The sequence below is a fragment of the Rhodococcus sp. CX genome, assembly GCF_015865005.1.
Lineage (GTDB): Bacteria > Actinomycetota > Actinomycetes > Mycobacteriales > Mycobacteriaceae > Rhodococcus.
Genome location: NZ_JADZGH010000162.1, coordinates 41,855 through 50,195, shown reverse-complemented (window position 1 = coordinate 50,195; position 8,341 = coordinate 41,855). Strand labels below are relative to the sequence as shown.

Sequence of the window (8,341 nt, the reverse complement as noted above, 5' to 3'; positions counted from 1 at the left end):
CGGCGGCCAGGACGACTATTGCGGTCTGCACTTGCATGAAGCTCCCTCGACGTTCGACATGCGTCATGGACGAGCGTGTGAGGGCCGGGTCGGCCCCCGTTCGCCTTGCTCCGCCGCCAGGACTCGAACCTGAACTATCTGAACCAAAATCAGAGGTGCTGCCGATTACACCACGGCGGATCGCCGCACGTCCGCGAAGTGAACCCCGGGGCGTGCGGTGTGATCCTCGCATGCCGATACGGTCGGCGTCGAACGCGGGGCGGAGACGAGGCGGTCCGCACGGCCCGCAGATTAGGCTCGGCTCCGGGGCCCAGCGTGCAAGCAGGTGTGGCGCCGGAAAGGAAACCGTCGTGTCGCGAACACCGCAACATCAATCGGAGCGGACCCCGCGTATCCGCATGACCGGTACGCAACGCCGCGAGCAGTTGATCGAGATCGGCCGGGCCCTGTTCGCCGAGCGCGGTTACGAGGGCACGTCCATCGAGGAGATCGCGCAGCGCGCCGCCGTGTCCAAGCCCGTCGTCTACGAACACTTCGGCGGGAAGGAAGGGCTCTACGCCGTGGTCGTGGACCGCGAGATGACCATCCTCATGTCGATGGTCACCGAGAGCCTGACGCGGAACCGGTCCCGCGTCCGCGTCGAACGGGCCGCGCTCGCGCTGCTCACCTACATCGAGGAACGCACCGACGGTTTCCGCATCCTGGTGCGCGACTCCCCGGTCGCCGCCGAGGAAGGCACCTACTCGAGCCTGCTCAACGAGGCGATGCGTCAGGTCGGCACCCTGCTCGCCGGCGACTTCGCCCGCCGCGGCCTGGATCCGGACCTTGCGCCGCTCTATGCGCAGGCCCTCGTCGGCATGGTCGCGACCACCGCGACCTGGTGGCTCGACGAACGCAGCCCGTCGAAGGAGGTCGTCGCGGCGCACCTGGTGAACCTGTGCTGGAACGGCCTGACCCGGCTCGAAGCCGATCCGACGCTCGGCGCCGATTGATACAGTCGAAAGTCCGCGAATACCGAGGTAGACGACACCGCGGTGGTACCGTTGCCCGGCCGATTCGTAGAAGCGACGGGATTGAGGTGACAGTGGTTTCCCGCACGTCGATTGCCTGTGCCGAGCGCGTCCGGGCCGAGCGCCCTGTTCCCGTTCGCCGGGGGCGCTGAGATGGCACGTCAGGTTCGCGCCGAGGCCACCCGGGAATCGGTGCTGCGCGGCGCCGCCGAGGTCTTCGTGCGGCTGGGATACGCGAACGCCAGCCTCAACGAGATCATCGACGAATCGGGCGTGACCAAGGGCGCGCTGTACTTCCACTTCGGCTCCAAGGAGGAGCTCGCCCGCGGCGTCATCGACGCCGGTTTCGCCCGCTCGGCGGAGGCCGGTCTCGCCAAGATCGACGAACGCACGCCGGCGCTGGAGACGATGATCGAGCTGTCGGTCCTGTCCGTCGACCTGTCGGTCTCCGACCCGGTGGTCCGTGCGATGTTCCGGCTCGTTCTCGAGATCGGCGACTATCGCGGCTCCGGCGACAACCTGTTCGAGATGTGGCTCGGCACGTTGCAGCAGCTGGCGCGCCGGGCGCAGGAGGAAGGCGACCTGTCCCCGGATTTCGATCCCGATGCGGCCGGTCTGATGGTGCTGCAGATGGTCGTCGGGGCGCGCACCGTCGCCGCCGGTCTCGGTCGCCGCGACCGGTCGATCGAACACATCGAGCTGATGTGGACGAACCTGCTGCCGTCGCTGGTTCCGGCGACGAAGGTCGAATACTTCCGGCAGTTCGCCGCGCGACGCCTGCGCGTCTGAGCCGCCCGCGGCTGCGCGTCTGACGACGCCCCGGCGGGTTATCTGTATCCGTCGGTAACGGACTGTTACTGTGCCGTGAACTGCGCGCTGCGCCGGGGGCAGCGCGCAGTTCACCACACAGTGACAGGAACGTATCGATGCGAGTCTTGCGACAACTCGTGGCGACCGGCGCTGCTGCCGCGCTGGCCCTTACCCTCACCACGGCTGCCCTGACCACGGCGACCACCGCCGGCGCCGAGCCCGTCCAGGTCGACGACGTCTTCAACCCGTTCGTGGTGAGCACCTTCCGCGACGGGCAGATCGCGCATCCGTCGCAGTGGACGCCGCGCCCGGCCTCCACCGACCCGTGGTTCGACCCGCCCGCCCTCGGCGACGGGGACGTCCCCGGCACCCTGCTGCGGCACCGCCCGGTGACGGTGCAGGTGTACGGGGTACAGCCGGGCCACGTCACCGCTCATCAGCTGATGTACGTCACCACCGATTTCGACGGCTCGCGCACCGTCGCCACCGGCATCCTCATGCTCCCCGAGGACGGCACGCCGCCGCAGGACCGCAGACTCATCGGCTACTCCGAGGCCAACGACAGCCTCGGCCCGAACTGCATGCCGAGCACCCAGTGGACCGGTGGCAACCAGACCGATCCGTCGCTGTTCTCCGCGCTCGGACCCGTCGCGCAGATGTTCGGCCGCGGCTGGGCCGTGATGATGAGCGACACCGCCAACGACGGCGACACCGCCCCAAACGGCTTCTCCATCGGCCGGTTCAGCGGACCCGCGACCCTCGACGGGCTGCGCGCAGCCATCGCGCTGCACGACGCCGGGTTCGCGCCGGACGTCCCGGTCGGGATCTTCGGGATCGCCGGGGGTGGGTGGCCGCCGGGTTCGCCGCGGAGATGGCCGGCACCTACGCGCCGGAACTCAATCTCGTCGGCACCGTGCTCCAGGCCATGGTCGTCGACAGCGCGACCTTCGAACGCACCGCGGACGGCGGTATCGGTTCGGGATTCGTGTTCGCCAACTCGCTCGGCTTCGCTGCGAAGTACCCGGAGATCGACCTCGACGCCGAACTCACCCCGCTCGGCCGGGCCGCTGCCGACCTGTTCCACAGCACCTGCCAGGGGCTGTATCTGATGTTCCCGTTCGTGCCGTTGTCCGCGCTGTACACGCACGGGCGGCCCGCCGACAACCCGGCGTTCGCGCGGGCCTACGCCGAGAACGCACTCGGCACCCGACCGAACGAGATCCCGACCGCCCCGGTGCTCATCACGTCGTGCCGCGACGACTTCCTCGTCCCCTACGAGGACGTCGAGAACCTCGGCAACTTCTGGCGCGCGCACGGCGCCGACGTCGGATTCGATCCGTCGGTGTGCGGGATCGGCGACGTGCTGACCGACCCGGTCCGGGTGGGCGTCGAGTTGCTCGGCATGCAGAACGTCGACTGGTTCGATCGGCGCTTCGAGGAGGCCGGCCGATGAAACGTCTGCTCGCCACCGCCCTGACCGCCGTGACCCTCGCCGTCGGGGCCTCCGGAACAGCCACTGCCGCACCCGATCTCGACGCTGTCCTCGATCTCGACACCGTCCTCGACGTTCCCCGCAACAACCTCGACTCCGAGCACGGCGGGGGAGTCGCGACCGATCTGTCGGCCGACCCCGAGGTGCTGCGGCCGCTGCTCGACCGGGCCCGCGCCACCGGGGCCGACCCGGAACGCTACGCGGCCCTGCTGCACCAGTACTGGCTCGCCGTGGCGGCCCGCAACGCCGGGATCGACCTGAATCGGTGGGACCCGCAGCTCGGGTTGACGGCCAACGAGCAGAATCTGAAGAACACCTTCGCCTACTACCAGAAGCTGCAGCGCGAGCATCCCGACTTCCTGTGGACCGGACAGGGGGGCCTGGCCGGACCGTCCTTCGGTGCCGGCGTCATGGACGTCGACCTGGTCGGGGTGGTCATCGGCGTCCGGGAGCTGCGCGACGCCCTCGCCCAGGTCACCCGCACGCTCGACGACGCCGCCGCCCCCGCGGCGGCGGAGCTGCCCGAGGACCTGCGGGCGGTACTCGCCGTCGGGCACACCATCACCCCCGAGGACATCGCGGACTTCCAGGTCCGGGTCATCGCGATGAGCAAGCACATCTTCACCGACCTGCTGCCGCAGCACGAGGCATACCTGGCCGGTGGTCTCTACGCGATCGACGAGTTCCGCCGGGCGGGCATCATCGACGACCGCGCCGTCCGGGCCTGGCGCGATCTCGCGACCGGGGACCCGGAGCTGGTGGTGCGCGGCAACGCCGAACTGCTGCACCGCGAGCAGTACCAGTCGATCGCCGACCAGTGGGACGCCACCCGCGAGGCCCGCGGTCCCGTCGGCCGGGCGCTGACCTACCTGTCGACGTTCGGCGCCGACCCCGCGATCCCGGGCGTGCTACCGCCCCGGGAGGCGTTCCCGCTGACGCTGACCGCGGGCGATCCCGCCGTCGGCCCGCAGTGGCGCCTGCAGACACCGCTGCCCGCGTTCAACTGGTCGGACCGCGACGCCCGCTGGGAGTACATCACCACCCACATGCTGCCGAAGTACCGGTCGCTCGCCCAGGATCGGCCGGCCGAACTCGCGGTCGCCCTGAGCAAGCCGATGGATCAGCAGTTCCTGGAACAGCGGGCCCTGAATCGGCTGGTGCCCATCCTGCGGTCGGCGGCCCGCACGACGCAGGTGCAGTACTACTGAACGTGCCCGCTCGTTGCAATCGGCGGCGCGGCCTGACAGCATCGCCGCCGTGACCTTCGGACCGTTCGACGCCGAGCATGCCCCCGCCGCACTCGCCCGCGTCCTCGACGACCTCGGTGCGGACGCAGCGGTCACGATCACGGCCGTGCCGCCGCTGCTGACCGTCACCCAGGCGGCGGACGTGCTCGGTGCCTCCCGCGCCGAGGTGGCGCGCCTCGTCGACAGCGGGGCGCTGCCCGCCGAGTTCCACGGCCTGCACCGGCGGGTGGACCGCGCCGACGTCGTCGCACTGGCGCAGCGTCGCGCGACGATCCGCACCCAGGTCCTCGACAACCTCGCCGACCTGGCCCGCCGCGACGGCCTGTACGACGAATTCTGATCGGAAAGCAGGGGGAAGATGCCCGTACGGGTGGTGCTCGGTGCATCGGTGCTCGCCGATGCGCGAATGCGGGACGTGGCGCTCGCGTTCGCGGAAGACGGTCTGTACCAACCGTATTGGAGCGACGGTGTCATCGCCGAAGTGGACCGCCGGCTGCCGGCGGAACTGCCGCGACCGGCCCGCGACTATCTGTTCGCCGAACTGGACCGGGCGTTCCCGGACGCCCGCGTCACGTGGCCGACGACGGTGCTGCGGGAGGTGCCGTACGTCGTCGACCCGCGCGACACCCACCTGACGGCGGTCGCGCTGATCGCTCACGCCGACGCCGTCGTCACCACCGACCCGGCGATCGCCGCCGCGCTCGAACGCTCCGGAATCGAACCCTGGACCCCCGACGCGTTCGTCACGTTCGTCGTCGACGCCGACCCCGGCCGCGCGCGGGCCACGCTGCTGCGGATGGTGCGCAGACGCTGGCTCCCCGGCGCCGACGAGACCGACGACGCACTGCTCTCGCGCCTGGTGACCTGGGCGCGCCGTGCGCTGGGGGACAGCAGCGCCGACCTGCTCGCGTCCGCGGACTGAGGCACCCTGCCCGCGACGCATAGAATCGAAAAGTTCTCGTCGTACACCCAGGAGCGACTGTCACGTGTCTGCTGTGCCCGCCACCCCTCTGTCCGGACTGGCGCGGATCGCGCTGGCCGACGACCAATTGCAGCGGGTCGCCGCGCTCGCCGGCACCGCCGAGCAGGCCCTGGTCGCCCCGCCCGCGGCCCGGCCCTTCGTCGCCGCCGCGCTCGCGGACAAAGCGCCGCTGCTGGTGGTCACCGCCACCGGTCGCGAAGCCGACGACCTGACCGCCGAACTCACCGAAATCCTCGGCGCCGCCGTCGCGCAGTTCCCGTCGTGGGAGACGCTGCCGCACGAACGGCTGTCGCCGAGCGCGGACACCGTCGGCCGGCGGCTGCAGGTGCTGCGCCGCCTCGCCCGGCCCGACGACCGCGACTACGGCCCCGAACTGCGCGTCATCGTCGCGACCGTGCGGTCGCTGGTGCAGCCGATGGCGCCGGGTCTCGGCGAGATCGATCCGATCACCCTGCGGGTCGGTTCCGAACACGACTTCGACGAACTCGTCGAACGCCTCGTCGAACTGGCCTACACGCGCGTCGACATGGTCGGCAAGCGCGGCGAGTTCGCGGTGCGCGGCGGCATCCTGGACGTGTTCCCGCCGACCGCCGACCATCCGGTGCGCGTCGAGTTCTGGGGCGACGAGGTCACCGAGCTCCGTCCGTTCTCCGTCGCCGACCAGCGCTCGATCCCCGACGTCGAGGTCGCCACGCTCATCGCGCCGCCCTGCCGCGAGTTGCTGCTCACCGAGGAGGTCAAGGAACGCGCGGCGCAGCTCGCGAAGGACAACCCGGCCGACGCGGCGCTCGTCGAGATGCTCGACAAGATGGCCGGCGGTGTTCCGGTCGAGGGCATGGAGGCGCTGCTGCCCGTGCTGCAGTCCGGTGAGCTGCAGCTGCTCACCGAGGTGCTGCCCGCCGGCACCCACGTCCTGCTGTGCGACCCGGAGAAGGTCCGCACCCGCGCCACCGACCTCGTGCGCACCGGCCAGGAGTTCCTCGAGGCATCGTGGACGGCCGCGTCGATCGGCGGTGCCGCGCCGCTGGACACCGCGAACCTGACCGGCGCCGACGGCCGGAAGATGGATCTCGCGGCCTCGGCGTACCGGACGCTGCGGCAGGTCCGGGAGGCCGCCGAAGCGCAGGGCGTGCCGTGGTGGACGCTGAGCCCGCTCGCCTCCGGCGCCGACACCGAGGTGGTTCTCGAGGTGCAGCCCGCGCCGGAGGTGCGCGGTTCCGAGGAACTGCTGTCGATGCTGTTCGTGAACCTGCGCGCGCACGTCACCACCGGTGGCCGCGCGGTGATCGTGGTCGCCGGTACCGGTACCGGCCTGCGTGTGCTCGAACGGTTGAAGGACAACGAGGTTCCCGCCGCGAAGCTCGAGCCGGGCGCCGAACCGGTCCGCGGCCAGGTCGGCGTGATCAAGGGCGCGCTCCACGAGGGCCTCGTGCTGGCCGGTAACGGCGACAACCAGGTGCCGGGGCTCGTCGTCGTCACCGAGGCGGACCTGACCGGCAACCGGGTCACCACCGCCGAAGGCCGCAAGACGCCCGTCAAGCGGCGCAACCAGGTCGATCCGCTGGCGTTGACCGCCGGCGACTACGTGGTGCACGACCAGCACGGCATCGGCCGGTTCGTCGAGATGGTCGAACGGACCGTGGGCGGTGCGCGCCGCGAGTACCTCGTCATCGAGTACGCGGCGAGCAAGCGTGGCCAGCCCGGCGACCGGTTGTTCGTGCCGATGGAGTCGCTCGATCAGCTCTCCCGGTACGTCGGCGGTGAACTGCCCGCGATCAGCAAGCTCGGCGGCTCCGACTGGGCCAACACGAAACGCAAGGCGCGCAAGGCCGTTCGCGAGATCGCGGGGGAGTTGGTGCGCCTGTACGCGGCGCGGCAGGCGTCGCCCGGTCACGCCTTCGGCCCGGACACCCCGTGGCAGAAGGAGATGGAGGACGCGTTCCCCTTCACCGAAACCCAGGACCAGCTCACCGTCATCTCCGAGGTGAAGGCCGACATGGAGAAGCCGGTGCCGATGGACCGCGTCGTCATCGGCGACGTCGGCTACGGCAAGACCGAGATCGCGGTGCGCGCCGCGTTCAAGGCCGTGCAGGACGGCAAGCAGGTCGCGGTCCTGGTGCCCACGACCCTGCTCGCACAGCAGCACCTGCAGACCTTCACCGAGCGGATGGCCGCGTTCCCCGTCACCGTCAAGGGCCTGAGCCGATTCACCGATCCGGCCGAGTCCCGCGAGATCGTCGCGGGCATGGCCGACGGCGAGGTCGACATCGTGGTCGGCACCCACCGGCTGCTGCAGACCGGAATCCGTTGGAAGGACCTCGGTCTGGTGATCGTCGACGAGGAACAGCGCTTCGGTGTCGAACACAAGGAACACATCAAGGCGCTGCGCACGCACGTCGACGTACTGACCATGTCGGCGACCCCGATCCCGCGCACCCTGGAGATGAGCATGGCCGGCATCCGCGAGATGTCGACGATCCTCACCCCGCCCGAGGAGCGGCACCCGATCCTCACCTACGTGGGCGCGTACTCGGACAAGCAGGTCGCCGCCGCGATCCGTCGCGAGCTGCTGCGCGACGGCCAGGTGTTCTACGTCCACAACCGGGTCAGCTCGATCGACAAGGCCGCCAAGAAGATTCGTGACCTCGTCCCCGAGGCCCGGGTGGTCGTCGCGCACGGCCAGATGAACGAGGACACCCTCGAGAAGACCGTGCAGGGCTTCTGGGAACGCGAATTCGACGTGCTGGTGTGCACCACGATCGTCGAGACCGGCCTGGACATCTCCAACGCCAATACGCTC

General features: G+C 70.2%; 8 protein-coding genes, 1 tRNA gene and 1 pseudogene. 7 read left to right on the top strand and 3 right to left on the bottom strand.

The window, feature by feature from the left end; translation table 11 throughout:
• Window positions 1-108: 108 nt before the first annotated feature.
• A tRNA-Gln gene (locus I0Q12_RS17110) sits at window positions 109-180 on the bottom strand.
• 218 nt (window positions 181-398) lie between these two features.
• Here I0Q12_RS17110 and I0Q12_RS17105 point away from each other — a divergent pair.
• Complete coding sequence (locus I0Q12_RS17105; RefSeq protein WP_197253033.1) at window positions 399-992, top strand: TetR/AcrR family transcriptional regulator; 594 nt, start codon at window positions 399-401, stop codon at window positions 990-992.
• Window positions 993-1,163: 171 nt separating this feature from the next.
• Window positions 1,164-1,799, top strand: a complete 636-nt coding sequence (locus I0Q12_RS17100; protein ID WP_197253032.1) for a ScbR family autoregulator-binding transcription factor — start codon at window positions 1,164-1,166, stop codon at window positions 1,797-1,799.
• 110 nt (window positions 1,800-1,909) lie between these two features.
• Here the strand turns inward: I0Q12_RS17100 and I0Q12_RS33075 are convergent, their stop codons facing one another.
• Complete coding sequence (locus I0Q12_RS33075) at window positions 1,910-2,257, bottom strand: hypothetical protein (RefSeq protein ID WP_231610879.1); 348 nt, start codon at window positions 2,255-2,257, stop codon at window positions 1,910-1,912.
• A 107-nt stretch (window positions 2,258-2,364) separates the two neighbouring features.
• The gene (locus I0Q12_RS33070; protein ID WP_231610878.1) at window positions 2,365-2,553 is read right to left on the bottom strand and encodes a hypothetical protein; all 189 of its coding nucleotides are present in this window, start codon (window positions 2,551-2,553) and stop codon (window positions 2,365-2,367) included.
• Here I0Q12_RS33070 and I0Q12_RS33060 point away from each other — a divergent pair.
• The 5 genes and pseudogenes from I0Q12_RS33060 to mfd form a co-directional block, all read left to right on the top strand.
• Window positions 2,477-3,273: pseudogene (locus I0Q12_RS33060) on the top strand (lipase family protein). The gene I0Q12_RS33070 and the pseudogene I0Q12_RS33060 sit on opposite strands and share 77 nt — an antisense overlap.
• On the top strand, window positions 3,270-4,520 hold the full coding sequence (locus I0Q12_RS17090; protein ID WP_197253031.1) for a Tat pathway signal protein: 1,251 nt from the start codon (window positions 3,270-3,272) through the stop codon (window positions 4,518-4,520). The pseudogene I0Q12_RS33060 and the gene I0Q12_RS17090 overlap by 4 nt, the downstream one beginning before the upstream one ends.
• Before the next feature lie 49 nt (window positions 4,521-4,569).
• On the top strand, window positions 4,570-4,899 hold the full coding sequence (locus I0Q12_RS17085; protein ID WP_197253030.1) for a helix-turn-helix domain-containing protein: 330 nt from the start codon (window positions 4,570-4,572) through the stop codon (window positions 4,897-4,899).
• An 18-nt stretch (window positions 4,900-4,917) separates the two neighbouring features.
• Window positions 4,918-5,481 (top strand): PIN domain-containing protein, encoded by a 564-nt coding sequence (locus I0Q12_RS17080; protein WP_197253029.1) that lies wholly within the window; start codon window positions 4,918-4,920, stop codon window positions 5,479-5,481.
• Window positions 5,482-5,545: 64 nt separating this feature from the next.
• Window positions 5,546-8,341: transcription-repair coupling factor (gene mfd, locus I0Q12_RS17075; protein ID WP_197253028.1), on the top strand; the 2,796-nt coding region annotated here is incomplete at its 3' end.

Bases quoted from the DNA above. Each gene is read 5' to 3' on its own strand.
- I0Q12_RS17105 (WP_197253033.1), top strand. From the start codon at position 399: ATGACCGGTACGCAACGCCGCGAGCAGTTGATCGAGATCGGCCGGGCC.
- I0Q12_RS17100 (WP_197253032.1), top strand. From the start codon at position 1,164: ATGGCACGTCAGGTTCGCGCCGAGGCCACCCGGGAATCGGTGCTGCGC.
- I0Q12_RS33075 (WP_231610879.1), bottom strand. From the start codon at position 2,257: ATGAGCGGTGACGTGGCCCGGCTGTACCCCGTACACCTGCACCGTCAC.
- I0Q12_RS33070 (WP_231610878.1), bottom strand. From the start codon at position 2,553: ATGGAGAAGCCGTTTGGGGCGGTGTCGCCGTCGTTGGCGGTGTCGCTC.
- I0Q12_RS17090 (WP_197253031.1), top strand. From the start codon at position 3,270: ATGAAACGTCTGCTCGCCACCGCCCTGACCGCCGTGACCCTCGCCGTC.
- I0Q12_RS17080 (WP_197253029.1), top strand. From the start codon at position 4,918: ATGCCCGTACGGGTGGTGCTCGGTGCATCGGTGCTCGCCGATGCGCGA.